Raw genomic sequence first — 22,683 nt, 5'->3', positions numbered from 1 at the left:
CTACTTGAAGCGTCCGGGCTGGTTCACGGTCGGCGTCACGTCGAGGCCGGTGACGATCATCGTGCACGGCTCGGTCCCGACCGTGCCGGAAAGGTGGCCCTTCCGTCCGTCGCGCGCCCTGGTGTTCTGGTCCTCGCCCATCATCAGCTCGCCCGGCCCCATCTCGACGCGGGTGCCGTCCATGGTCTCGACGAACCAGCGACCCGACAGGATCGCGATCCATTGCGGCCGCGGGTTCTCGTGCCACTGCCCGACCCAGCCGACCGGCAGCACCGTGAAGGTGACGTTGGCCTTCGACGGCTCCTGCTTGTCGTTCCATTGCGGCGCGGTCTGCGGGTCGATGCCTTCGAACGTGAAGTCCGAAAGCGCGAAGCGCTCCTGCCGGCTGACACCCTCGGCGTCGGTGTAGACGTGCCAGTAGGGCATCGTGGGCGGCGGACCGCCGTTCTGTTGATCGGCCATGTCGGTTTCCCTATCGGAGTGTACAAGCGCGCGGGTCGTCAACGGTCGGCGGCGGACACGGCCGGGGCGGCCTGCGGACCGCTCGAGAGCGGGTGGGCGACCACCTGCGAGGCTGGCGCATAGGCGCCGCCGACCACCACCAGCAGAAGCCCGCCCACGAGTCCGAAGTTCTTGAAGAAGTTCCAGACATGGGCGCGGCCCTCGCCGTCCCTCGACCAGAAGCCCGGGAAGCGCCAGAACGGGTGGTACATCAGCGCGGTGACCGCACAGAAGCCGGCGAGCACGAAGGCCGCCGCGCGGTCGAAAACGCCGACGACGATCAGCACCGGCGTCACCGCCTCGACGAGGATGCCGAGCACGAGCAGCAGCGCCGGGAAGGGCAGGGGGCCTGAGCGTGCCTGCTCCATCGCCTCGTCCCAGTGCGCGACCTTGTCGTAGGCGCTGAGCGGAAACATGAAGACGAGGCAGACCTTCGCCAGCAGCGGCAAAGCCACGAGATCGAACCACGTCATCGGGCGCCTGGGGTGACGGGCATTGAGGGATCCAAGCAGGGAGACGGGAGGGGCGGCATCGGGTTTCGTGGGGCCAACGCCGCTCGCCCGCCGCAGTTGCCCGGCCGGATGCGCGAGGCGGGCCCGTTTGCTGCATCGCAGCGCGCACGATGCCGTGACCGGCCGACCCGGAACGCCGCCTGCCCTGTGCCGTTGGCCGGCGAACGCGTTCTCTCGAGCATACCGCAGTGCGAGGCCGACCGATGCGAGAAGACCATTACGACGTCATCGTGATCGGCTCGGGCCCCGGCGGCGGCTCCCTGACGTCGCGGCTGGCGAAGACCGGCAAGCGCATCCTGCTGCTGGAGCGCGGCGACTACCTTCCGCGCTCGCAGGACAACTGGTCGTCCAAGACCGTCTTCGTCGACGGCGCCTACCAGGCGAAGGAGACCTGGTACGGCGGCGACGGGCGCACCTTCAGCCCGGCGCTGCACTACTATGTCGGCGGCAACTCGAAGGTCTACGGCGCGGCCCTGTTCCGGATGCGCGAGCGCGACTTCGGCGAGGTCCGCCACGTGGACGGCCTCTCGCCGGCCTGGCCGGTCTCCTACGCAGAATTCGAACCGTACTACGCGCAGGCCGAGGCGCTGTTCGCGGTGCACGGCCAGCGCGGCGAGGACCCGAACGAGCCGTGGTCGAGCGCCCCCTACGACCACCCCCCCGTCAGCCACGAGCCGCGCATCCAGAAGCTCTCGGACGATTGGGGCAAGCTCGGCCTCAACCCGTTCCACTTGCCCCTCGGGATCAAGCTCGACGAGCGCGACGGCAAGCCGACCCCGACGAGCATCTGCATCCGCTGCGACGCCTTCGACGGGTTCCCGTGCCTGCTCAACGGCAAGGCCGACGCGCAGGTGATGACCGTCGACCCGACGCTGGCCCGGCACGACAACGTCACCCTGCTCGTCAACGCCTACGTCTCGACGCTCGAGACCGACCCGTCCGGCCGCACGGTGAGCGCGGTCAACGTCACCCGCGAGGGGAGGGCGGAGCGCTACTCGGCGGACGTGGTCGTGGTCGCCTGCGGCGCGCTCTCCTCGGCGCTGCTGCTGCTGCGCTCGGCCAATTCGGCCCATCCGAACGGGCTCGCCAACGGGTCGGACCACGTCGGGCGCAACTACATGCGCCACACCATGTCGGTGCTGATGGCGCTCTCGAAGGAGGTCAACGACACCGTCTTCCAGAAGACGCTCGCGGTCTCGGACTTCTACTTCGAGTCGAAGGACTGGGAGTTCCCGATGGGGCTGATCCAGATGTGCGCCAAGACGCATCCGGAACAGATCCGCGGCGAAGAGTTCCCGAAATGGACCGGCTTCCTGCCCGACGCCCCGTTCGACATGGTGGCTCGCCACTCCATGGATTTCTGGCTGCAGAGCGAGGACCTGCCGCACCCCGACAACCGGGTGATGCTCGGCCATGACGGCCGCGTCATCCTCGACGTGCGCGAGACCAACCGCAAGGCGCACGACCGCCTGCGCGGCAAGCTCGAGGACCTGCTCCGGCCCGGCGGCCTCTACACCTACCTGTTCGAGCGCTCGCTCTACCTCGGCAAGGACATCCCCTTAAGCGGTACCGCGCACCAGGCCGGCACGCTGCGCTTCGGCACCGACCCGAAGGCGTCGGTGCTCGACCTGAATTGCAAGGCGCACGAGCTCGACAACCTCTACGTCACCGACGCGAGCTTCTTCCCGTCGATCGGCGCGGTGAACCCGACGTTGACGATCATCGCCAACGCGCTGCGCGTCGCCGACCACATCGCCGAGCGGCTGGGGTGACCCGCTACTCTCAACCCGCTCCGGCGCGGCGGGCGCGGCGCTAAACCGACGGCACCAAGCCGTCACGCCCGCCGTGGCATCCGGAACGGCAGCATCAGCCGCACCAGCGGGTTGCGGAATCGGTCGAGCGACAGGCTCTCGTGGACGGGGCGCACCGCCTCGCCAGCAAGGCGCGCCGAGAGCAGCGAACGGGAATAGAACGGCGTGTCTTCGAAGGTCCGCACCAACTCGGCCCGCCCGTCGTCGCTGCGGGTCTCCCGCGGCACGCGCCAGAACCGCGTCGCGGGCAGGGCGGCGGCGAGTGGCGGGCGGATGTCGCGGCGGGTGCCGTCGCGGTCGAAGCGGAGCGAGAGGTTCTGGCCCGAGCCATCGCGGCGGCGGACGTCGTAGAGGATTGCCGCGCCGTCGCTGAGGTCGGCCCGGCACCAGGTCCAGCTCGTGAAGGCGTCGGCCAGCGGCGTGTCGCCGTGGTTGGTGTCGAAGTAGGCGGTGCCGGACCAGCGCATCGCGGGCGCATCGAGGGCGACCTCGACGGGCGAGGACGGCGCCATCGGCCACCAGCGATGCGCGCCGTGCGCGTCGAGGGTGAAGGGGCCAGGCGTAATCCCGGCGGGATAGAGCTTGACCGTGCCGCGCACCCGGGAGGGGATCGGCGCCGTGGTCTCGTCGAGGGTGAGGGTCAGCGCCGTGCCGTCCCAGGCCATGCCGCTCGGACCGATGCGGATGCTGTTCGCGTCGCGCGACAGGGACTTGCTGCCGCGCTCAGTCATGCAGAAGCGGTTCTCGCGCGCGCCGTAGAGGACGACGTTGACGGCGCAGTGCTCGAACGGGTTCCGCGTGGCGTCCCAGGCGTAGTACGGCGAGAACACGCTGCCGATGAAGGCGATGATGGTCAGCCCCTGGCTGCCGTCCGCGCTCAGGGCGTCGACGTACCACCAGACGTAGCCGTCGCGGGCGACCGGCGTGTCGAAACGGGGCGCGCCGCCCGCCTGTCCGCCAGCAGCGTGTCCGCCGCGATCCGCCCCGACTGCGCTGCCATCGGCACCCCCGGCCCCGGGTGCACGCTGCCCCCCGCCAAGTACAGGCCCGGGAGCCGCGTCCGTGCGCCCATCCGCTTGAACGTCGCGCTCCAGCCGTGCGAGGCCCGGCCGTAGAGCGCGCCCCCCGTCGCCGGGAACAGCGTCGCGAAGCCGGCCGGCGTGGTGGTCGCCGTCTCGGCCGCCGCGATCGTCAGGCCGCACACCGCCAGCCGTGCCCGCATCGTCGTCTCGCATGCGTCGATCTCCGGTTTCGTGAAGCGCCGCTCGCCCACGGCCGGCGCGTTGACGAGGCAGAGCAGGCGCTCCGGCCCGTCCGGCGCCGCGTCGCCGACCCTGTCCTGCGCGCAGACGTAGGTGGTCGGGTCCGCCGGCAGCCGCCCGCGGCGGATCGCGTCGAACTCCGCCCGGTAGTCGTTCGAGAAGAATACGGTGTGGTGCGCCAGCGGGAAGCCCACGGTGCGGGCGTTCAGGCAGAAGGTCACCGCCGAGAGCGAGCGCTCGGCCGGGGGCACCGGGTCGGCGGCGCCGACCGCCTCCGGCCCGAGCAGCCCCGCGGCCAGAGCCGAGACGTCGCCGTTCATCACCACGGCGTCGGCGGCGATCCGTTCGCCGCCGACGAGCATGACGCCCGAGACGGCGCCCCCCGAGACCAGGATGCGCTCGACCCGGGCGCCGGTGCGGAGGGTCGCGCCGCGCTCGGACGCGAGCTCGGCGATCGCGGCGGCGAGCTGGCTCAAGCCTCCCGCGATCGACCAAACGCCCGCCTGCTCGACATGGGCGACGAGCATCAGCGTGGCCGGAGCCTGATACGGCGAGGAGCCGCAATAGGTCGCGTAGCGGGCAAACAGCTGCCGCAGCCGCGGGTCGCGAAAATAGTCGCCGAGCGCGCCCCACAAGGTGGCGAAGGGCTGGATCCGCCAGAGGTCGCCCAGGCCCGACAGGCCGGCGCGGCGGGCGAGGTCCACCGGACCCGGCCGGGCGCCGCGGATGAACGGCGCGTCGAGGGTGCGGAAGACCTGCTCGCTGCGCGCGCAGAAACGGCGATAGCCGTCGGCCTCGCGCGGCCCGGCGAAGTCGGCGATGGCGTCGGCGGAGGCGTCGATGTCGGCGAACAGGTCGAGGCGCTCGGTCGCGCTCCAGGCGTGGCGGGCGAGGGTGCGCGCGGGCGCGAGCGCGACGCGGCTGCCGAGCTCCGCGCCGGCTTCCGCGAAGATCTCGTCGAGGATCCAGCGCATGGTGAAGACGGTGGGCCCGGCCTCGATCCGGGTCCCGCCGACGGCGACGCTGCGCATCTTGCCGCCGGGCGCGTCGGCCGCCTCGAGCAGCGTCACGTCGCATCCGGCGCAGGCGAGCCGCAAAGCGGCGACGAGCCCGCCGATGCCGCCCCCGATCACCACGACCCGCTCGATCGCCATCGTTCCTCCGCGGCGTTGACGATCCGGCATTGATCTCCGGAGCCGCAAGTGTCAATCATAGATGACACCTGAGAAAGTCAACGCAAATTGACACGGGAGGCCACGGTGGACGCAGGCCAGCGCATCGAACGGACCCTGGACATCGCCGTCGCCTACGCGGAAGCGCCGGGCGCACCACCGCGGCTCGCGGAGGCGATCCGCTATGCGGTGTTCCCAGGGGGCCACCGCATCCGACCGCGGCTCTGCCTCGCGGTGGCCGCCGCCTGCGGCGACGACGACCCGCAGGGGGCCGAAGCCGCAGCCGCCGCGATCGAGCTGCTGCACTGCGCGTCCCTCGTCCACGACGACCTGCCCTGCTTCGACGACGCCGAGACGCGTCGGAAGAAGGCCGCCGTCCACGTCGCCTTCGGCGAGCCGCTGGCGGTGCTCACCGGCGACGCGCTGATCGTGCTGGCGTTCGAGACGCTGGCCCGCGGTGCAGCCAAGCACCCGCAGCGGCTGGCCGCGCTGGTCGGGCTCGTCGCCCGCGCCGTCGGCTCGCCGGCCGGCATCGTCGCGGGGCAGGCCTGGGAGTCGGAGGCCGAGGTCGCGCTGTCGAACTACCAACAGGCCAAGACCGGCGCCTTGTTCGCCGCCGCCACCGTGGCGGGCGCGGCCGCCGCGGGCGCCACGCCGCTGCCCTGGCGGCTTCTCGGGGAATGCCTCGGCGAGGCCTATCAGGTCGCCGACGACCTGCGCGACGTCGCCTGCCGCCAGGAGGAGATCGGCAAGCCGGCCGGCCGCGACGCAACCCTCGGGCGCCCGAACGCCGCCCTGCTCCTCGGCCGCGGCGGCGCACTCGATCGCCTGAAGCGCCTCTCGGCCGAGGCGATCGAGGTGATCCCGACTTGCCCCGGCGCCGACGCGCTCCGCGCCGAGATCGCCGCACAGACCCGGCTATTCCTGCCCGCGAGCCTCGCCCACGAATTCGCCTGAGGCGGGATTTTCCATGCTGTCGGAGGTGGATGCCGGTCCGGTCGCGGGTCCCCTCGTCCAAGGGGAGAGGGACAGTGTGAGGGGCGTGACCTTTCCGGACGACGCACGCTCCTCACTCCAGCCTTCTCCACCTGGGAGATTGCACGCGCGCGGCCCGCGCCCCACCCTTCGCGAGCGCTTTCGCGCGTTCCGCATCGCCCGGGTGGCGAGCCCGGCGTTCCAGCGCTGGGCCGCCGGGTTTCCCCTGACGCGGCGCATCGCGCAGCGGAACACGCGGGCGCTGTTCGACCTGTGCGCCGGGTTCACCTACTCGCAGGTGCTGTTCGCCTGCGTCCGCCTCGACCTGTTCCACACGCTGCGACCCGGCCCGCTCCCGACCGCGGTCCTGGCCGAGCGCTTCCGCCTCGCGCCGGAGCGGGCGGAGCGTCTGTTGAAGGCCGCCGCCTCCCTCGACCTGATCGCCCGCCTGCCCGACGGGCGCTGGGCGCTGGCCGACCTCGGGGCGGCGCTGATCGGCAACCCCTCGGTGGCGGCGATGATCGAGCATCATGCCATGCTCTACGCCGACCTCGCCGACCCGGTGGCGCTGCTGCGCGGCGAGCCGGGGCCGACGCGTCTTTCCGGCTACTGGCCTTACGCGATGGCCGCCGAGCCCGACGCCGCGGAGGCTGACGCGGTGGCCGGCTACAGCCGCCTGATGGCGGCCTCGCAGGCGCTCATCGCCGAGGACGTGTTGGACGCCTATTCGCTCGCCTCGCACGCCTGCCTGATGGATGTCGGCGGCGGGGAGGGCGCCTTCGTCACGGCCGCCGCCGCCCGCCACCCCGGCTTGCGCCTGATGCTGTTCGATCTGCCGGCCGTCGCCGCGCGGGCAGAGGCGCGGCTCGGGGCCGCCGGCCTCACGGCCGCCTGCCGCGGCGGCAGCTTCTTCTCCGATCCCCTGCCGCGGGGCGCCGACGCGATCTCGCTGGTGCGGATCGTCCACGACCACGACGACGCCCGCGTCGCGGTGCTGCTGCGCGCGGCCCACGACGCGCTGCCGTCCGGCGGCACGCTTTTGGTGGCCGAGCCGATGGCTGGGACACCGGGGGCCGAGCCCGTCAGCGACGCGTATTTCGGCTTCTACCTGCTGGCGATGGGCAGCGGCCGCGCCCGCACCGCCGAGGAGTTGTCGGCGATGCTTCGCGCCGCGGGCTTCGCCGAAATCCGAAGTGTGAAGACCCGCCGCCCCCTGCTGACACGCCTGATCGTGGCACGCAGGTCGGCAAAAGTGTAAATTTGACTTGACGCTTTGTATTGTCATTCTAGGATGACTTATCGGCCGACCGAGAGAGTCGGACAGGGATGGAAGAGGCACCGCACATGGACGCGCTCGCCGTCGTTCTCGAAAGACCGGAGGTGTTGGCGCTCGATCGCCTTCCGCTGACCCCGGCCGCAGAGGGCGACGCGGTGGTCGCGGTCACCTGGAGCGGGATCTCCACCGGCACCGAGCGCCTGCTCTGGACCGGACGGATGCCGAGCTTCCCCGGCATGGGCTACCCGCTGGTGCCCGGTTACGAGTCGGTCGGGATCGTCGAGATGGCACCCGAAGGCTCCGGCCTCAGCGTCGGGCAGGCGGTCTTCGTGCCGGGCGCGCGCTGCTTCGGCACGGTGCGCGGCCTGTTCGGCGGCGCCGCCTCCCACCTGATCGTCCCGGCCGAGAAGCTGGTGCCGGTCGAGGCGAGCCTCGGCGAGAAGGCGATCCTGCTTGCGCTGGCCGCCACCGCCTACCACGCGATGGCCGCGAGCGCCCCGGGCGAGCGCACCCTGATCGTCGGCCACGGGGTGCTCGGGCGTCTGCTCGCCCGGCTCGTCGCCCTGTCCGGCGCGGTGCCGACCGTGTGGGAGACCAATCCAGTGCGGTCGCGGGGCGCGTTCGGCTACCCGGTCGTCCACCCCGACCAGGACGAGCGCCGCGACTACGCCACGATCACCGACGTCAGCGGCGACGCGAGCCTGCTCGACACGCTGATCGGGCGGCTTAGCCCCGGCGGCGAGATCGTGCTTGCCGGCTTCTACGAGGCACCGCTCTCCTTCGCGTTCCCGCCGGCCTTCCTGCGCGAGGCCCGGATCCGGGTCGCCGCCGAGTTCCGGCCGCACGACCTCGCAGCGGTGAGCGCGCTCATCGCCCGCGGCGCCCTATCGCTCGACGGCCTGATCACCCATCGGCGCCCCGCGTCGGAGGCGGAGCAGGCCTATCGCACGGCCTTCGGCGATCCCGAGTGCCTGAAGATGGTCCTCGACTGGAGGAACGCATGAACATGCACCTGACCAACGCCGCGTTGCGCGCGGAGGCGGCGATCGAGCCGGATCCGGTGGTGACCGCGCCGGCGAAGAAGGAGACGCAGATCATCGCGATCTACGGCAAGGGCGGCATCGGCAAGTCGTTCACCCTGGCCAACCTCAGCTACATGATGGCCCAGCAGGGCAAGAAGGTCCTGCTCATCGGCTGCGACCCGAAGAGCGACACTACCTCGCTGCTGTTCGGCGGCCGGGCCTGCCCGACCATCATCGAGACCTCGACCAAGAAGAAGCTCGCCGGCGAGGCGGTCGCCATCGGCGACGTCTGCTTCAAGCGCGACGGCGTCTACGCGATGGAGCTCGGCGGCCCCGAGGTCGGACGCGGCTGCGGCGGCCGCGGCATCATCCATGGTTTTGAGCTCCTAGAGAAGCTCGGCTTCCACGAATGGGGCTTCGACTTCGTCCTGCTCGACTTCCTCGGCGACGTGGTCTGCGGCGGCTTCGGCCTCCCGATCGCCCGCGACATGTGCCAGAAGGTCATCGTCGTCGGCTCGAACGACCTGCAGTCGCTCTACGTCGCCAACAACGTCTGCTCGGCGGTCGAATACTTCCGCAAGCTCGGCGGCAACGTCGGCGTCGGCGGCCTCGTCATCAACAAGGACGACGGCACCGGCGAGGCCCAGGCCTTCGCCGACGCGGTCGGCATCCCGGTGCTGGCGTCGATCCCGGCCGACGACGACATCCGCAAGAAGAGCGCGAACTACGAGATCATCGGCCGGCCCGACGGGCGCTGGGGCTCGCTGTTCTCGGATCTGGCCCAGAACGTCGCCGACGCAAAGCCCAACCACCCGACGCCGCTCTCGCAGGACGGCCTCCTCGGCCTGTTCTCGAGCGAGCACACCGGCCGCGACGTGGTGCTGGTGCCGGCGACCTTCGAGGACATGTGCGGCGTCGCCCACGTGACCAAGCCGTCCCTCGAAGTCGTCTACGACGAGGTCTGAGCCGCATGGCCGTCACCCTTGACATCGCAGCGCTTCGCGCCCGCCGGGAGGTCCCGGCCTCCGCCCTGGAAGCCCTCCAGGCGCCGGTCCCCGCCGCGCCGATCGATGTCGCTGCGACCAAGGGCGATGGGCTCGGCTGCCATTCCGGCAAGGACGTGATGCGGGCGGCCGCCGAGGCCGCCGGCATGTCGGAAACGCTGGAGCAGCTCAAGACAGATTATCCGGTCGGGCCCCACGACCAGCCCCAGAGCATGTGCCCGGCCTTCGGCTCGCTCCGGGTCGGCCTGCGCATGCGGCGCACCGCGACGATCCTCTCCGGCTCGGCCTGCTGCGTCTACGGGCTGACCTTCACCTCGCATTTCTACGGCGCCAAGCGCTCGGTCGGCTACGTGCCGTTTAACTCCGAGACGCTGGTCACCGGCAAGCTGTTCGAGGACATCCGCGAGGCGGTGTTCCTCACGGCCAAGCCCGCCGACTACGACGCCGTCGTGGTGATCAACCTCTGCGTGCCCACCGCCTCCGGCGTGCCGCTGCGCCTGCTACCGAAGGAGATCGACGGCGTCCGCATCATCGGCATCGACGTGCCGGGCTTCGGGGTTCCGACGCACGCCGAGGCCAAGGACGTGCTCGCCGGCGCGATGCTGAAATTCGCCCGCACCGAGGCCGAGCAGGGACCGGTCCAGGCGCCGCGCGCCGGCCGCTCCGAGCGCCCGACGGTGACGCTTTTGGGCGAGATGTTCCCGGCCGACCCGGTGGTGATCGGCGCGATGCTGGAGCCGCTGGGGCTCGCCGCCGGCCCCGTGGTCCCGACACGCGAGTGGCGCGAGCTTTATGCGGCGCTCGACGGCGCGGCGGTGGCGGCGATCCACCCGTTCTACACCGCGAGCATCCGCGAGTTCGAGGCCGCCGGCCGGCCGATCGTCGGCTCGGCGCCGGTGGGCGTCGACGGCACCAGTGACTGGCTCGACCGGATCGGCGAGGCCTGCGCCGTGCCGCGGAGCCTGGTCGAGGCCGCCAAGAATCGCCTGCTGCCGCCGATCCGCAGTGCGCTCGCGGCGGCCCCGATCAAGGGCCGGATCACGCTCTCCGGCTACGAGGGCTCGGAGCTTCTCGTCGGGCGTCTGCTGGTCGAGAGCGGCGCGGATCTCCGCTACGTCGGCACCGCCTGCCCGAGGACCCCCTGGGCCGAGGCCGACCGCGACTGGCTCGAGGCCCGTGGCATCCAGGTCAGGTTCCGCGCCTCGCTCGAGGACGACCTCGCCGCGATGCGCGAATATCGGCCGGACCTCGCCATCGGTACGACCCCGGTGGTTCAGAAGGCCAAGGAGGCCGGGACGCCGTCCCTGTACTTCACCAACCTGATCTCGGCCCGTCCCCTGATGGGCGTCGCCGGCGCCGGCTCGCTCGCCACGGTGATCAACGCCGCGCTGGGCAACAAGGGCCGCTTCGACGCGATGCGGGACTTCTTCGAGGGCGTCGGCACCGGTCACGCCGCCGGCGTCTGGGAGGACGTGCCGCAGCTCCGCAAGAGCGTATCGCGGGCGCCCGCGCCGAAAAAGCACGACCACGACCCGATTGGGGAGATGGCCTGATGCTCGTCCTCGATCACGACCGCGCCGGCGGATACTGGGGTGCCGTCTACGTCTTCACGGCGATCAAGGGCCTTCAGGTCATCATCGACGGCCCCGTCGGCTGCGAGAACCTGCCGGTCACCTCCGTCCTGCACTACACCGACGCGCTGCCCCCGCACGAGCTGCCGATCGTCGTCACGGGCTTGGGCGAGGAGGAGCTCGGCCGCCACGGCACCGAGGGCGCGATGAAGCGGGCGCACGCGGTGCTCGATCCGGGCCAGCCCAGCGTCGTCGTCACCGGCTCGATCTCCGAGATGATCGGCGGCGGGGTGACGCCGGAGGGCACCAACATCCAGCGCTTCCTGCCGCGCACCATCGACGAGGACCAGTGGCAGACCGCAGACCGGGCGATGCGCTGGCTCTGGCAAGAATACGGCGCCAAGCGCTTCGCCAAGAAGGGCATTCCGGCCCGCCCCGCCCGCAAGGACGGGGAGCGCCCCTGCGTCAACCTGATCGGGCCGGCCTACGGCACCTTCAACATGCCCTCGGATCTCGCCGAGATCCGCCGGCTGGTCGAGGGCATCGGCGCCGAGATCAACCTGGTCTTCCCCCTCGGCTCGCATCTCGCCGACGTGCCCAAGCTCGTCAACGCCGACGCCAACGTCTGCCTCTACCGCGAGTTCGGGCGCCTGCTCTGCGAGGACCTGGAGCGGCCCTACCTACAGGCCCCGATCGGCGTGCTCTCGACGACCAAGTTCCTGCGCTCGCTCGGCGAGATCCTCGGCCTCGACCCCGAGCCGTTTATCGAGCGCGAGAAGCACACCACGATCAAGCCGGTCTGGGACCTTTGGCGCTCGGTGACGCAGGACTTCTTCGGCACCGCGAGCTTCGGCATCGTCGCGACCGAAACCTATTCGCGCGGCGTGCGCCACTTCCTCGAAGACGAGATGGGGCTGCCCTGCACCTTCGCCTTCGCGCGGAAGCCCGGCGCCAAGCCCGACAACGACGCGGTCCGCGAGGCCATCGCGAAGACCCCGCCGTTGGTGCTGTTCGGCTCGTTCAACGAGCGGATGTACGCGGCCGAAAGTGGCTGCCGCGCGGTGTTCGTGCCGGCCTCGTTCCCCGGCGCCATCATCCGGCGGCACACCGGCACCCCGTTCATGGGCTACTCGGGCGCGACCTACCTCGTGCAGGAAGTCTGCAACGCGCTGTTCGACATGCTCTTCCACATCCTGCCGCTCGCCCGCGACATGGATGCGGTCGAGGCGACGCCCGCGCGGATGCACCGCGAGCTGCCGTGGGACGAGGCGGCGCGCGCAGCCCTCGACGCGCATGTCGAGAGCCAGCCGGTCCTGGTCCGGATCTCGATGGCCAAGCGCCTGCGCGACGCCGCCGAGCGCGACGCCCGCCGCGACGGCGCCGCCCGCGTCGGGTCCGCGCACGTCGAGACCGCCCACGGCGCCCTCAAGCTCGGGGTGGCCGCATGAGCGCCGCCGCGAGCCTGCCCGGCCTTTCCGCCCTCACTCCTTCGCCCCGGCCCCGGCCGGACGAATCCGCCCGCACCCCGCCGAGCCCGCGCACCGCGCCGGCCCAAGCGTCCAGGAGGACATCCATGGCCCGATCGATCGATGCGACGTCCCGGCTCCATCAGGAGGAGGTCCAGTTCAAGATCATCCTCGGTGCGACCTACCCGTTCTTCCTCGCCGCCGCGGTCGCCCAGCGCGTGATGCCGGCGCGCGAGGCCGGGCGCCCGGCCCAGCGCCGCTCGGTCTTCGGCGAGGCCAGGGCCATGGCAGTCTCGGCCATCCCCTACGCCTTCATGGGCTGACGTTTTCGGGCCGAGCCGGACGCGCACCGCGCCGCCTCGGCCCATCGAGACGCTTCCGTCCGGGCAACGGGTGGAAGTCCGGTCGTGGCACCTCAACGCCGCCACGGCGCTCCCCCCCGCGCGACGCTGCCGCGCGGTCAGCCAAACGGAGGTACTTCAACCATGGCCAATCCCGGAACGCTCGAACGTCCGAGCAGCCTGTCGGGGCTGACGGAACCTGAAGCCAAGGAGTTCCACGCGATCTTCCTGACGAGCTTCATCATCTTCACCGCGATCGCCGTGGTCGCGCACATCCTGGTCTGGATGTGGCGCCCCTGGCTGCCCGGGCCGAAGGGCTACGCCATGCTCGAGGGCGGAGCCCAAGCGGTCCACGGCCTCGTCTCGATGATCTCGTAAGGGAGGACACCATGCACAAGGTCTGGCTCCTGTTCGATCCCCGCCGCACGCTGGTGGCTCTGTTCACCTTCCTCTTCGTGCTCGCGTTGCTGATCCACTTCATCCTGCTCAGCACCAGCCGGTTCAACTGGCTGGAGGGCGCCAAGGATTCCAAGGCGGCCTCCCTCCAGATCGTCGCGCCGACCCCGGCGTGACCCGGCCCCGCGGCGGCCGGCCGGGCGTGCCCGGAAGGCCGTCCCGCGGGACGCCTCGCAACGACCGCGGCGGGCCGGAGGATCGATCCTCCCGCCCGCTGCGCCCGACGCCGACCGCCGCCCGACGGCCGCAGACCCATCCGGAGGCATTTCGCCATGGCGATGCTGAGTTTCGAGAAGAAGTACCGCGTCCGCGGCGGCACCCTCGTCGGCGGCGACCTGTTCGATTTCTGGGTCGGGCCGTTCTACGTCGGCTTCTTCGGCGTCACGGGCCTGTTCTTCACCCTGCTGGGCACGGCGCTGGTCGTCTACGGCGCCGCGCTGGGACCGACCTGGAACATCTGGCAGATCAACATCGCGCCGCCCGACATCAAATACGGGCTCGCGCTGGCGCCGCTCAAGGAGGGCGGCCTCTGGCAGATCATCACCTTCTGCGCGATCGGGTCGTTCTCGTCCTGGGCGCTGCGCGAGGTCGAGATCTGCCGCAAGCTCGGCATGGGCTACCACGTGCCCTTCGCCTTCTCGATGGCGATCTTCGCCTACGTCGTGCTGGTGGTGGTCCGCCCGTTCCTGATGGGCGCCTGGGGTTACGGCTTCCCCTACGGGATTCTCAGCCACCTCGATTGGGTTTCGAACACCGGGTACCAGTACCTGCACTTCCACTACAATCCGGCGCACATGCTCGCGGTGACCTTCTTCTTCACCACGACGCTAGCGCTCGCCATGCACGGCGGCCTGATCCTCTCGGCCACGAACCCCGCCAAGGGCGAGACCGTGAAGAGCCCCGAGCACGAGGACACCTTCTTCCGCGACACGATCGGCTACTCGATCGGCACGCTGGGCATCCACCGCCTGGGCCTGTTCCTGGCGCTGTCGGCCGGCTTCTGGAGCGCCGTCTGCATCGTGATCAGCGGCCCGTTCTGGACCCAGGGCTGGCCGGAATGGTGGGGCTGGTGGCTGAACCTGCCGGTGTGGCGCTGAGCGCATGAGAGACCCGGCCGCGCCCCGCGCGGCCGGCACGGGGACGGTGACGGCCGACACGTCGCTTGAAGAACGCTCCCGGAAAGGGCCGAGGCAATGGCGTACTACCAGAACATCATCACGCAGGTGCAGGTCCGGCCGATCGAACCGGAGCACGGCGTGCCGGTCGCGGTCGACGCCCGCTGGGGCACGCCGTTCCACAGCTACCTCATGGGGCTGATCGGAAACGCGCAGGTCGGCCCGATCTACATCGGCTACCTCGGCGCGCTGTCCTTCGCCTGCGGGCTGATCGCCTTCGAGATCATCGGCCTCAACATGTGGGCTTCGGTGAACTGGGACCCGATCCAGTTCGTGCGCCAGCTGCCCTGGCTGGCGCTGGAGCCGCCACGGCCGCAATACGGCCTGCGCATCCTGCCGCCGCTCAACGAAGGCGGCTGGTGGCTGATCGCCGGCTTCTTCCTCACCGCCTCGATCCTGCTGTGGTGGGTTAGGCTCTACCGCCGCGCCGCGGCGCTCGGCCTCGGCAAGCACGTGCCCTGGGCCTTCGCCTCGGCGATCTGGCTCTATCTGGTGCTCGGCTTCATCCGCCCGATCATGATGGGCTCGTGGAGCGAGGCGGTGCCCTTCGGCATCTTCCCGCACCTCGATTGGACGGCGGCGTTTTCGCTGCGCTACGGCAACCTGTTCTACAACCCCTTCCACATGCTTTCGATCGTCTTCTTGTATGGGTCGACGCTGTTGTTCGCGATGCACGGCGGCACGATCCTGGCGGTGAGCCGCTACGGCGGCGAGCGCGAAATCGACCAGATCGTCGACCGCGGCACCGCCACCGAGCGCGCCGCCCTGTTCTGGCGCTGGACCATGGGCTTCAACGCCACGATGGAATCGGTCCACCGCTGGGCCTGGTGGTTCGCCGTGCTGACGACGCTGACGGGCGGCATCGGCATCCTCCTCACCGGCACCGTCGTCGACAACTGGTACCTCTGGGCGGTCAAGCACGGGGTCGCCCCGTCCTACCCCCAGGTCTACGGCCCGATCGTCGATCCCTCCAGCGTCGCCCCCTCGGTGCACCCATGAGAACCATGCTCGCCGTCGCCGGCGCGGTCGCCGCGCTGTTCCTCACGATCGCCATGCTCGGCACCGCCGGCTGGACCCGCCCGCCGATGGCGCAACAGCAGACCGGGTTCCGCGGCACTGCGATGGACGTCATCGAGACCAAGGCGAACAAGGCCGCCAAGATCGAGGCCAACCAGGCGCCCGCGCCGGCCGACCCGGCCGAGCCCGGGGGCGAGAAGGCCTCGGCGGTCTACGAGAACGTCAAGGTTCTCGGCGACCTCTCCGCCGACAACTTCAACCGCCTGATGGCCTCGATGACCGAGTGGGTCGCCCCCGAGCAGGGCTGCACCTACTGCCACAACACCGAGAACATGGCCGACGACAGCCTGTACCAGAAGCGCGTCGCCCGGCGGATGCTGCAGATGGTCCAGCACATCAACTCGACCTGGAAGGAGAACCACGTCCACGAGGCCGGCGTCACCTGCTACACCTGCCACCGCGGCCAGCCGGTGCCGAAGAACATCTGGTTCGAGAACCCCGGCCCCAACGCCGGCCACGGCGTCATCCCGCGCAACAACGGGCAGAACGTCGCCAGCCCCCAGGTCGGCCTGACCTCGCTGCCCTACGGCGTCTACGCCGCCTTCTACGCCCACAAGAACACCCCCGAGGACGCGATCCGGGTCAACGCGACCTCGGCGCTGCCCGAGACCAAGGGCAAGCCGATCCAGGACGCGGAGAAGACCTTCGCGATCATGATCAGCATGGCGCAGTCGCTCGGCGTGAACTGCACCTACTGCCACAACACCCGCTCGGTGGCGGATTGGAGCACGAGCACGCCGAACCGGGTCGCCGCCTGGCACGGCATCCGCATGGTCCGCGACCTCAACGAGGACTACATGCTGCCGCTGTCCTCGACCCTGCCGCCGAACCGTCACGGCCCGATGGGCGACGTGCCGAAGATGAACTGCGCCACCTGCCACAACGGCGCCAACAAGCCGCTCAACGGCGCCCACGTGGTCGAGGCCTACCCGGAGCTCGCCGGGCCGGTCGCCTCCGCGGACATGCCCGCCGGCGTGCCCGTCCAGCCCGCGACGGCGCCCGCCGCGGCACCGGACCCGGCGATGCCGGCGCCCGCGCCGAAGCCCTGACACTCGCGGCCAGGGGGAGCCCCGGTCGAACCTCGCGATCCCAGGACGGCCGCCGGACACGGGTCCGGCGGCCGTTTTCGTTCGGAACGCTCGGGACCCTCTCCGGGCCGGCTTGCGCGCAGCCTTCCGGTGGTCGGCGGCGTCGAAGCGAGCGAGAACGCGGGGCTCGACCGCTCAGGATCGGATTTCGAACCGGGCGCTCCCGGATCGCGAAACCCACATCGTCATTCCGGGGCGCCGCAGGCGAGCCCGGGATCCGGAGCCGCCGGCAGCGCCATGCCCGGCACCGACGGCGGTCCTGGATTCCGGGTTCCGCTGCGCGGCCCCGGAATGACGGGATGGGATCACCACCCGTGCCATAAGTTCTGCGTTCAACTTCATCGGGAGCCCTGGGTCGGCCGCGGAACGCCTTGCCTCGCACGGGCGAATCCTGATATGGGGCCGCTCCTTCCGCGATGCGTCCGCCGCCATCGCCGTGCGCCCGCCAGGGCGTGCGATCCCGACACCCTTTCGATGGACGGCCGGTCCGACCCGCGCCGCGTGCAAGACCGATGAAGATTCGCAACTCCCTCAAGTCGCTCCGTGGCCGTCACCGCGACAACCAGCTCGTGCGTCGCAAGGGCCGGGTCTACGTGATCAACAAGACCCAGAAGCGCTTCAAGGCCCGCCAGGGCTGAGGCCCGCCGCCTCCGTCCGCGACGGGGGCCCGGACCGGGCGGCGCAGGCGCCGCCCGCCGCGCGGCATCCCGCGCGTTGACGGCGGCGGGCGGGGGGACCAAGCTTCCCCCATGGCGCCCATCGCACGACCTTTCCTGTTCGCCCTGCTCGCCACCGTCGCGACGGCTGCCGCCGCGGCGCCGTCCCGCACGCCGGACCGCGAGCCGCCGCCCACCGAGCTCAAGGCGCAGGACCGCAAGCCCTCCACCAGCCAGCCCGCCGCCGGCCTGAACGAGCTCTACGAGCGTTTGCGCGACGCCGGGGACGACGTCGAGGCCAAGGGCGTCGCGACCCTGATCGAGCGGCGCCTCGACCGGTCCGGCAGCGCCACCGTCGACCTCCTCACCGACCGCGCCCGCCAGGCGATGACCACGCAGGATTTCGCGCTGGCCGCCGAGCTGATGGATCGCGTCACCGCGATCGAGCCGGCCTGGTCCGAGGGCTGGAACCGCCGCGCGACGGTGTTCTGGCTGCTCACCGACAAGAGCACGGCGATCGCCGACCTGCAGCGCGCCCTGATCCTGGAGCCGCGCCACTTCGAGGCCTGGGCGGCGCTCGGACGGATCTACCTGTCGATGGACGACAAGGTGCGGGCGATGAACGCCTACCGCCGCGCGCTCGCGATCTATCCCCGCATGCCGAAGCTCAAGGACGCGATGGAGCGTCTTTCGCCCGAGGTGGACGGTCGCGACCTGTGAAGGCCGTGCTCCCCGTGCTCGCGGGCCTGTTCGGCCTCGTGGCCGCCCTCGTCGGCGCCGTGCTCGGCGCGGGCGCGGTGGCGACCCTGATCATCACCGCCCGCATATCGGCGCAGCATCCGCCGGAAGGGCCGTTCGTCGCGGTTCGCGGCGGCCGCCTCGCCACGATCCAGGCCGGCCCCGAGACCGGGGCCCGCGCCACGATCGTGCTGCTGCACGGGGCTTCGGCCAACGCCGCCGACCCGATGGAGGGCGTCGGGCGGACGCTCGCCGCACAGGGTTTTCGCGTCGTCGCCTTCGACCGGCCGGGCTTCGGCTGGAGCGACCGGCTCTCCGGCGAGGCCGCCGCCGCCCCGGCGGTCCAGGGCGCGGCCATCGCCGAGGCGCTGGCGCGGATGGAGATCGGCCCGGCGATCGTGCTCGGCCATTCCTGGGCCGGCGCTCTGGCGCTCAGCCTCGCCCTCGACCATCCCGAGCGCGTCTCCGGGCTGGTGCTGGTCGCGCCGGTGGCGCTGCCGTTCCGCGAGGCGCGGACGCCGCCGTGGTACTGGCGCCTCGCGCTGCAGCCGCCGGTGGCGTGGCTGCTGAGCCGGACGCTCGGCCCGCCGCTCGGCCTGCGCTTCCTCGAGCCGGCGGCGCGCAACGTCTTCCAGCCGCAGCCGGTGGCGGAGGGCTACGTCGAGCGCAGCCGCGCCGCCCTGGTCCTGCGCCCGGACACCCTGCTCGCCAGCGTGCAGGACCTGGTCGCGCTTCCCGCCGCCCTCGCCGCGCAGGCGCCGCGCTACGGAACGCTGCGCGTGCCGACGACGATCGTCACCGGCGACGCTGACAACGCCGTCGGGAACACGACGCAAGCCGACCCGCTGAGCCGGGCGATCCCGGGCGCCGACCTCGTGGTGCTGCCGGGAATCGGCCACATGGTGCCGTGGGTGGCGACGCAGGCGCTGGCCGACGCGGTGTCGAAGCTGGCCGAGCGGGTCGCGGCGCTGGAGGCCGCCCCGGTCGCGCCCTGAGGCGCCGCGCGGACCGGCCGGCGGGCGCATCGACCGTCAGCGCGACGCGGAAGGCCAGACGACGGCTTGTGCCACGACGACGTGGGTGCCGTTGAAGGTCGCCGCCGGCGATCCGTACAGGACGTAGCCGAGGGCGAGGGCGTCCGAGACGCGACGGCAGAACGCTGCGTCGTCCTTGTCGGTCAGCAGGCGATAGGCCGGGAGGCCGTCGGGCGGCTGCGACGTCATCGGAAGCCTCGTTACGATTGCCGCCCGAGCGGTGGCTCCGTCCCGCCGAAGAACGGGACGGAGCGGTCGATCATGCCTTCGCGGCGTGCTCGCGGGTGATGAAGGCGATGCGCACGAGGTTCGTCGCGCCCGGCGTCCCGAACGGCACGCCGGCGACCACGATGATGCGGTCGCCGACCTCGGCGAAGCGCTCGCGCACGGCGAACTTCGCGGCTCGGAAGGCCATGTCGTCCACGTCGCTGGCGTCGTTGGTGACGATCGGGTGCGTGCCCCAGGCGATCGCCAGGCGGCGCGCGGTCTCGCGCTTGGGGGTCAGCGCGATCACCGTGGCGTTCGGGCGCTCGCGCGAGAGGCGGAGGGCCGTCGAGCCCGAATGGGTCCAGGCCATGATCGCCTCGAGGTCGAGGGCGTCCACCATCTGGTGTGCGGCGGCCGCGATGGCGTCGGCGGCGGTGTGGTCCGGCGTCGAGTTCTGCGCGCGGATGATCGACCAGTACAGCGCGTCGCGCTCGACCTCCTCGGCGATGCGGCTCATCATGGCGATGGCTTCGAGCGGGAACGCGCCGGACGCGCTCTCGGCCGAGAGCATCACCGCATCCGCGCCCTCGTAGACCGCGGTCGCCACGTCCGAGACCTCGGCGCGGGTGGGCACGGGGGCCGTGATCATCGATTCGAGCATCTGGGTGGCGACGACCACGGGCTTGCCCTGCCGCCGTGCGCTGCGGGTGATGCGCTTCTGCACGCCGGGCACCTGCTCAAGCGGCATCTCGACGCCGAGGTCGCCGCGGGCCACCATCACGCCGTCGGAGATCTCCATGATCTCGTCGAGGCGGGTCAGCGCCTGCGGCTTCTCGATCTTGGCCATCACCAGGGCGCGGCCGGCGCAGACCTTCTTGACCTCGGCCACGTCCTCGGGCCGCTGCACGAAGGACACCGCGATCCAGTCGGCGCCGACGTTGAGGCCGGCCTCGAGATCGCCGCGATCCTTGTCGGTCATCGCCGGCAGGGGGATGACGGTGTGGGGCAGCGAGACGCCCTTGCGGTTCGAGATGCGGCCGCCGACCTCGACGCGGGTCACGGCGCGGGCCTCGCTCACCTCGGTGACGGTGAGGCGCAGCTTGCCGTCGTCGATGATGACCGAGTGGCCCGGCTCCAGGGCGGACAGGATCTCGGGGTGGGGCAGGTAGCAGCGGTGGACGTCACCCGGCGTCGGGTCGCCGTCGAGGACGAAGCTCGCGCCGTTCTCGATCATCGCGAACCCCTCGGCGAAGGCGCCGAGGCGGAGCTTCGGCCCCTGGAGGTCGACGAGGATGCCGATCGGCCGCTTGAACTCGCGCTCGACCGCGCGGATCGCCTCGACCTTCTCGGGCAGCTTCTCACGCGGCAGGTGGCTCATGTTCAGGCGGAACACGTCGACGCCGGCCCGGAAGAGCTTCGCGATCATCTCCGGGGTGTCGGAGGCCGGCCCGAGGGTGGCGACGATCTTCGTGCGGCGTGAGCGTTTCATCGGGCCTCCTGGGGGCACATCGCTGCCGTCGCGTGCCCCTTGCGCGTGCCCCTTGGCGGAGCATCATGAAGTCGTGACGACGGGCATGGGGCCAGAAGCACCGGTCGTGCTGCCCCGTCAAGGCGGGGAGGGACGGCTCACGGCTGCGGCGCGGCCGGCTGGTTCGGATCGGAGAGCTGGATCGTCCAGCTCTTCTGCTCGCCGGTGTCGACCTCGAAGAAGCCGTTGCGGTCGTAGCCGCGGGCGAGGCAATCCTCGACGCCGCGGATCGTGAACTCGCTGTCCCGGGTGCACATTAGCGAGCGCCCGCTCCACTCGCCGCCGCGCGTGTAGTCGACGGCGAAGACGTAGTAGAACCGGGCGGCGAGGGCGCCCTTCAGCAGGGTCTCGCACGCCTTCGGCGTCAGGTCCCACCAGCCCTCGGTGACCCAGCCCTGCGGGTCGCGGTAGCCGAGCGCGATGCCGACCTTGCTCGGGGTGAGGTTGCACAGGCGCAGGTCCGCGCGGGCCGGCGAGGCACCGAGCATCGCGACGCCCAGGACCGCGCCGGCAAGGAGAAGACGCAACGAAAACCCTCCAAAAGATCAGCCGACGAGGATGATGCGGCAATCGTTGACGTTGGTCTTGGTCGGACCGGGCTGAACCAGGTCGCCGATCTCGGCGAAGAACCGGGTCGAATCGTTGTCGGCCAGCATCGCGGCCGGATCGAGGCCCGCGGCGCGGGCGCGCGCCAGCGTCGTCGCATCGACGAGGCCGCCGGCCGGGTCAGTGGCCTCGCCGCGGCCGCCGTCGGTGCCGTCGGTGTCGGCGGCGATGCCGGCGATGCCGGCCTCGCCGTCGAGCGCGATGGCGAGCGCCAAGGCGTATTCCTGGTTCGGACCGCCATGGCCCTCGCCGCGGATCGTCACGGTGAGCTCGCCGCCGGAGATCAGCGCGACCTTGCGACCGGACGCCTTGACCTCGCGGGCGATGCGGGCGTGCTCGGCAGCGACCTCGCGGGCCTCGCCCTCGAGGTCGGCGCCGAGCATCACCGGCTCGTAGCCGGCGGCCTTCGCCGCGGCGGCCGCCGCCTCCAGCGCGTCGATCGGCCGGGCGACGATGCGGTATTCGGCCCGCGCGAAGGCCGGGTCGCCGGCCTTGGGCGTCTCGTTCAGCGGATCGTTCAGGAGGCGGATCGCCGTCTCGGGCAGGGGGATGCCGCGGCGCTCGCAGATGGCGCGGGACTCGGCCAGCGTCGACGGGTCGGGCACGGTCGGGCCGGAGGCGATCACGGCGGGGTCGTCGAACGGCACGTCGGAGATCGCCAGCGTCAGGATCGAGCGGGCGTTGCGCGCGGCCACCGCGAGGCGTCCGCCCTTGATCCGCGAGAGGTGCTTGCGCACGGTGTTGATCTCGCCGATCGGCGCGCCGGAGCGCAGCATCGCGCGGGTGATCGCCTGCTTCTCGGCGAGCGTCAGGTCGCCGGCCGGCGCGATCCAGTTGGCCGAGCCGCCGCCCGAGAGCAGCACCAGGACCTCGTCGTCCGGGCCGGCGGCGGTGGCCATCGCCAGCGCCTCCCTGGTCGCGGCGATGCCGGCCTCGTCCGGCACGGGATGACCGGCCTCGACCATGCGGATGCCGGGCGCGTCCTGCCCGTAGCCGTGGCGGGCGACGGCCAGCCCGACGATGCGGTCGTCGCCGAGCCCGTGCTGCTCGCGGTAGAACCGGCTCGCCACCGCGGCCATGCTGCCCCCGGCCTTGCCGGCGCCGAGGATGATCAGCCGGCCGGGCGTCGGCGGCGGCAGGTGGGCGGGCAGGCAGGTATCGGGGTGGGCGGCCTTGATCGCCGCGGCCAGGAAGCCGTCGAGCAG

General features: G+C 71.3%; 24 protein-coding genes. 16 read left to right on the top strand and 8 right to left on the bottom strand.

The genetic code is table 11. From position 1 onward, the window contains the following. The gene (locus FV226_RS19735) at window positions 1–462 is read right to left on the bottom strand and encodes a cupin domain-containing protein (protein WP_147764222.1); all 462 of its coding nucleotides are present in this window, start codon (window positions 460–462) and stop codon (window positions 1–3) included. Window positions 463–500: 38 nt separating this feature from the next. After that, window positions 501–974 carry a DoxX family protein gene (locus tag FV226_RS19730; RefSeq protein WP_246685397.1) on the bottom strand — a complete coding sequence of 158 codons (474 nt, stop codon included), beginning with the start codon at window positions 972–974 and terminating at the stop codon, window positions 501–503. 242 nt (window positions 975–1,216) lie between these two features. Between FV226_RS19730 and FV226_RS19725 the strand changes: the two genes are divergently transcribed. Then, window positions 1,217–2,785 (top strand): GMC family oxidoreductase, encoded by a 1,569-nt coding sequence (locus FV226_RS19725; RefSeq protein ID WP_147764221.1) that lies wholly within the window; start codon window positions 1,217–1,219, stop codon window positions 2,783–2,785. Between the two features lie 62 nt (window positions 2,786–2,847). On the opposite strand, the gene FV226_RS19720 is transcribed toward FV226_RS19725, so the two are convergent. Both FV226_RS19720 and crtD read right to left on the bottom strand, forming a co-directional pair. Beyond that, complete coding sequence (locus FV226_RS19720) at window positions 2,848–3,705, bottom strand: carotenoid 1,2-hydratase (RefSeq protein WP_147764232.1); 858 nt, start codon at window positions 3,703–3,705, stop codon at window positions 2,848–2,850. Next, window positions 3,702–5,240, bottom strand: coding sequence for a 1-hydroxycarotenoid 3,4-desaturase CrtD (gene crtD / locus FV226_RS19715; protein ID WP_147764220.1), 1,539 nt, complete (start codon window positions 5,238–5,240; stop codon window positions 3,702–3,704). Before crtD ends, FV226_RS19720 begins: the two co-directional genes overlap by 4 nt. A 105-nt stretch (window positions 5,241–5,345) precedes the next feature. Here crtD and FV226_RS19710 point away from each other — a divergent pair, with 105 nt between their 5' ends. The 15 genes from FV226_RS19710 to FV226_RS19640 all read left to right on the top strand — a co-directional run bounded on the left by FV226_RS19710 (window position 5,346) and on the right by FV226_RS19640 (window position 19,098). Then, complete coding sequence (locus FV226_RS19710) at window positions 5,346–6,215, top strand: polyprenyl synthetase family protein (protein ID WP_147764219.1); 870 nt, start codon at window positions 5,346–5,348, stop codon at window positions 6,213–6,215. A gap of 139 nt (window positions 6,216–6,354) precedes the next feature. Continuing rightward, on the top strand, window positions 6,355–7,491 hold the full coding sequence (locus tag FV226_RS19705) for an acetylserotonin O-methyltransferase (RefSeq protein WP_246691660.1): 1,137 nt from the start codon (window positions 6,355–6,357) through the stop codon (window positions 7,489–7,491). A gap of 86 nt (window positions 7,492–7,577) precedes the next feature. Further along, window positions 7,578–8,513 (top strand): chlorophyll synthesis pathway protein BchC, encoded by a 936-nt coding sequence (gene bchC, locus FV226_RS19700; protein WP_147764231.1) that lies wholly within the window; start codon window positions 7,578–7,580, stop codon window positions 8,511–8,513. Next, complete coding sequence (locus FV226_RS19695; RefSeq protein ID WP_147751147.1) at window positions 8,510–9,496, top strand: chlorophyllide a reductase iron protein subunit X; 987 nt, start codon at window positions 8,510–8,512, stop codon at window positions 9,494–9,496. Before bchC ends, FV226_RS19695 begins: the two co-directional genes overlap by 4 nt. 5 nt (window positions 9,497–9,501) lie before the next feature. Then, window positions 9,502–11,088, top strand: a complete 1,587-nt coding sequence (bchY, locus tag FV226_RS19690) for a chlorophyllide a reductase subunit Y (RefSeq protein WP_147764217.1) — start codon at window positions 9,502–9,504, stop codon at window positions 11,086–11,088. Next, a complete protein-coding gene (bchZ, locus tag FV226_RS19685) occupies window positions 11,088–12,554 on the top strand; it encodes a chlorophyllide a reductase subunit Z (RefSeq protein ID WP_147764216.1) in 1,467 nt (488 codons plus the stop codon). Before bchY ends, bchZ begins: the two co-directional genes overlap by 1 nt. A 125-nt stretch (window positions 12,555–12,679) precedes the next feature. Then, window positions 12,680–12,895, top strand: a complete 216-nt coding sequence (locus tag FV226_RS19680; protein WP_147751150.1) for a hypothetical protein — start codon at window positions 12,680–12,682, stop codon at window positions 12,893–12,895. Between the two features lie 162 nt (window positions 12,896–13,057). Then, window positions 13,058–13,291, top strand: coding sequence for a light-harvesting antenna LH1, beta subunit (gene pufB, locus FV226_RS19675; protein WP_147730005.1), 234 nt, complete (start codon window positions 13,058–13,060; stop codon window positions 13,289–13,291). Between the two features lie 11 nt (window positions 13,292–13,302). Beyond that, on the top strand, window positions 13,303–13,485 hold the full coding sequence (pufA, locus tag FV226_RS19670) for a light-harvesting antenna LH1, alpha subunit (protein WP_147730006.1): 183 nt from the start codon (window positions 13,303–13,305) through the stop codon (window positions 13,483–13,485). Window positions 13,486–13,641: 156 nt separating this feature from the next. Further along, a complete protein-coding gene (pufL, locus tag FV226_RS19665) occupies window positions 13,642–14,466 on the top strand; it encodes a photosynthetic reaction center subunit L (protein ID WP_147751151.1) in 825 nt (274 codons plus the stop codon). A gap of 96 nt (window positions 14,467–14,562) precedes the next feature. Further along, window positions 14,563–15,543 (top strand): photosynthetic reaction center subunit M, encoded by a 981-nt coding sequence (gene pufM, locus FV226_RS19660; RefSeq protein WP_147751152.1) that lies wholly within the window; start codon window positions 14,563–14,565, stop codon window positions 15,541–15,543. Continuing rightward, a complete protein-coding gene (gene pufC / locus FV226_RS19655; RefSeq protein ID WP_147764215.1) occupies window positions 15,540–16,670 on the top strand; it encodes a photosynthetic reaction center cytochrome PufC in 1,131 nt (376 codons plus the stop codon). Before pufM ends, pufC begins: the two co-directional genes overlap by 4 nt. Before the next feature lie 551 nt (window positions 16,671–17,221). Further along, window positions 17,222–17,347 carry a type B 50S ribosomal protein L36 gene (gene ykgO / locus FV226_RS19650; protein ID WP_003601867.1) on the top strand — a complete coding sequence of 42 codons (126 nt, stop codon included), beginning with the start codon at window positions 17,222–17,224 and terminating at the stop codon, window positions 17,345–17,347. Window positions 17,348–17,458: 111 nt separating this feature from the next. Then, window positions 17,459–18,085 (top strand): tetratricopeptide repeat protein, encoded by a 627-nt coding sequence (locus tag FV226_RS19645; RefSeq protein WP_147764214.1) that lies wholly within the window; start codon window positions 17,459–17,461, stop codon window positions 18,083–18,085. Then, a complete protein-coding gene (locus FV226_RS19640) occupies window positions 18,082–19,098 on the top strand; it encodes an alpha/beta fold hydrolase (RefSeq protein ID WP_147764213.1) in 1,017 nt (338 codons plus the stop codon). The genes FV226_RS19645 and FV226_RS19640 overlap by 4 nt, the downstream gene beginning before the upstream one ends. Window positions 19,099–19,134: 36 nt before the next feature. On the opposite strand, the gene FV226_RS19635 is transcribed toward FV226_RS19640, so the two are convergent. The 4 genes from FV226_RS19635 to FV226_RS19620 form a co-directional block, all read right to left on the bottom strand. After that, the gene (locus tag FV226_RS19635) at window positions 19,135–19,326 is read right to left on the bottom strand and encodes a DUF1737 domain-containing protein (RefSeq protein ID WP_147764212.1); all 192 of its coding nucleotides are present in this window, start codon (window positions 19,324–19,326) and stop codon (window positions 19,135–19,137) included. Window positions 19,327–19,396: 70 nt separating this feature from the next. Then, window positions 19,397–20,833, bottom strand: coding sequence for a pyruvate kinase (pyk, locus tag FV226_RS19630; RefSeq protein WP_147764211.1), 1,437 nt, complete (start codon window positions 20,831–20,833; stop codon window positions 19,397–19,399). Between the two features lie 137 nt (window positions 20,834–20,970). Further along, window positions 20,971–21,360, bottom strand: a complete 390-nt coding sequence (locus tag FV226_RS19625) for a DUF1036 domain-containing protein (protein ID WP_147728959.1) — start codon at window positions 21,358–21,360, stop codon at window positions 20,971–20,973. Between the two features lie 57 nt (window positions 21,361–21,417). After that, entirely contained in the window at window positions 21,418–22,683 is a 1,266-nt protein-coding gene (locus FV226_RS19620; protein ID WP_147764210.1) for a glycerate kinase, read from the bottom strand.

Source organism: Methylobacterium sp. WL12, from assembly GCF_008039475.1.
Lineage (GTDB): Bacteria > Pseudomonadota > Alphaproteobacteria > Rhizobiales > Beijerinckiaceae > Methylobacterium > Methylobacterium cerastii.
This window is presented reverse-complemented; position numbering and strand designations above follow the sequence as displayed.

Coding starts and splice junctions, on each gene's coding strand:
- FV226_RS19735 (WP_147764222.1), bottom strand. CDS start 462: ATGGCCGATCAACAGAACGGCGGTCCGCCGCCCACGATGCCCTACTGG.
- FV226_RS19730 (WP_246685397.1), bottom strand. CDS start 974: ATGACGTGGTTCGATCTCGTGGCTTTGCCGCTGCTGGCGAAGGTCTGC.
- FV226_RS19725 (WP_147764221.1), top strand. CDS start 1,217: ATGCGAGAAGACCATTACGACGTCATCGTGATCGGCTCGGGCCCCGGC.
- crtD (WP_147764220.1), bottom strand. CDS start 5,240: ATGGCGATCGAGCGGGTCGTGGTGATCGGGGGCGGCATCGGCGGGCTC.
- bchC (WP_147764231.1), top strand. CDS start 7,578: ATGGACGCGCTCGCCGTCGTTCTCGAAAGACCGGAGGTGTTGGCGCTC.
- FV226_RS19695 (WP_147751147.1), top strand. CDS start 8,510: ATGAACATGCACCTGACCAACGCCGCGTTGCGCGCGGAGGCGGCGATC.
- bchY (WP_147764217.1), top strand. CDS start 9,502: ATGGCCGTCACCCTTGACATCGCAGCGCTTCGCGCCCGCCGGGAGGTC.
- bchZ (WP_147764216.1), top strand. CDS start 11,088: ATGCTCGTCCTCGATCACGACCGCGCCGGCGGATACTGGGGTGCCGTC.
- FV226_RS19680 (WP_147751150.1), top strand. CDS start 12,680: ATGGCCCGATCGATCGATGCGACGTCCCGGCTCCATCAGGAGGAGGTC.
- pufB (WP_147730005.1), top strand. CDS start 13,058: ATGGCCAATCCCGGAACGCTCGAACGTCCGAGCAGCCTGTCGGGGCTG.
- pufA (WP_147730006.1), top strand. CDS start 13,303: ATGCACAAGGTCTGGCTCCTGTTCGATCCCCGCCGCACGCTGGTGGCT.
- pufL (WP_147751151.1), top strand. CDS start 13,642: ATGGCGATGCTGAGTTTCGAGAAGAAGTACCGCGTCCGCGGCGGCACC.
- pufM (WP_147751152.1), top strand. CDS start 14,563: ATGGCGTACTACCAGAACATCATCACGCAGGTGCAGGTCCGGCCGATC.
- pufC (WP_147764215.1), top strand. CDS start 15,540: ATGAGAACCATGCTCGCCGTCGCCGGCGCGGTCGCCGCGCTGTTCCTC.
- ykgO (WP_003601867.1), top strand. CDS start 17,222: ATGAAGATTCGCAACTCCCTCAAGTCGCTCCGTGGCCGTCACCGCGAC.
- FV226_RS19645 (WP_147764214.1), top strand. CDS start 17,459: ATGGCGCCCATCGCACGACCTTTCCTGTTCGCCCTGCTCGCCACCGTC.
- FV226_RS19635 (WP_147764212.1), bottom strand. CDS start 19,326: ATGACGTCGCAGCCGCCCGACGGCCTCCCGGCCTATCGCCTGCTGACC.
- pyk (WP_147764211.1), bottom strand. CDS start 20,833: ATGAAACGCTCACGCCGCACGAAGATCGTCGCCACCCTCGGGCCGGCC.
- FV226_RS19625 (WP_147728959.1), bottom strand. CDS start 21,360: ATGCTCGGTGCCTCGCCGGCCCGCGCGGACCTGCGCCTGTGCAACCTC.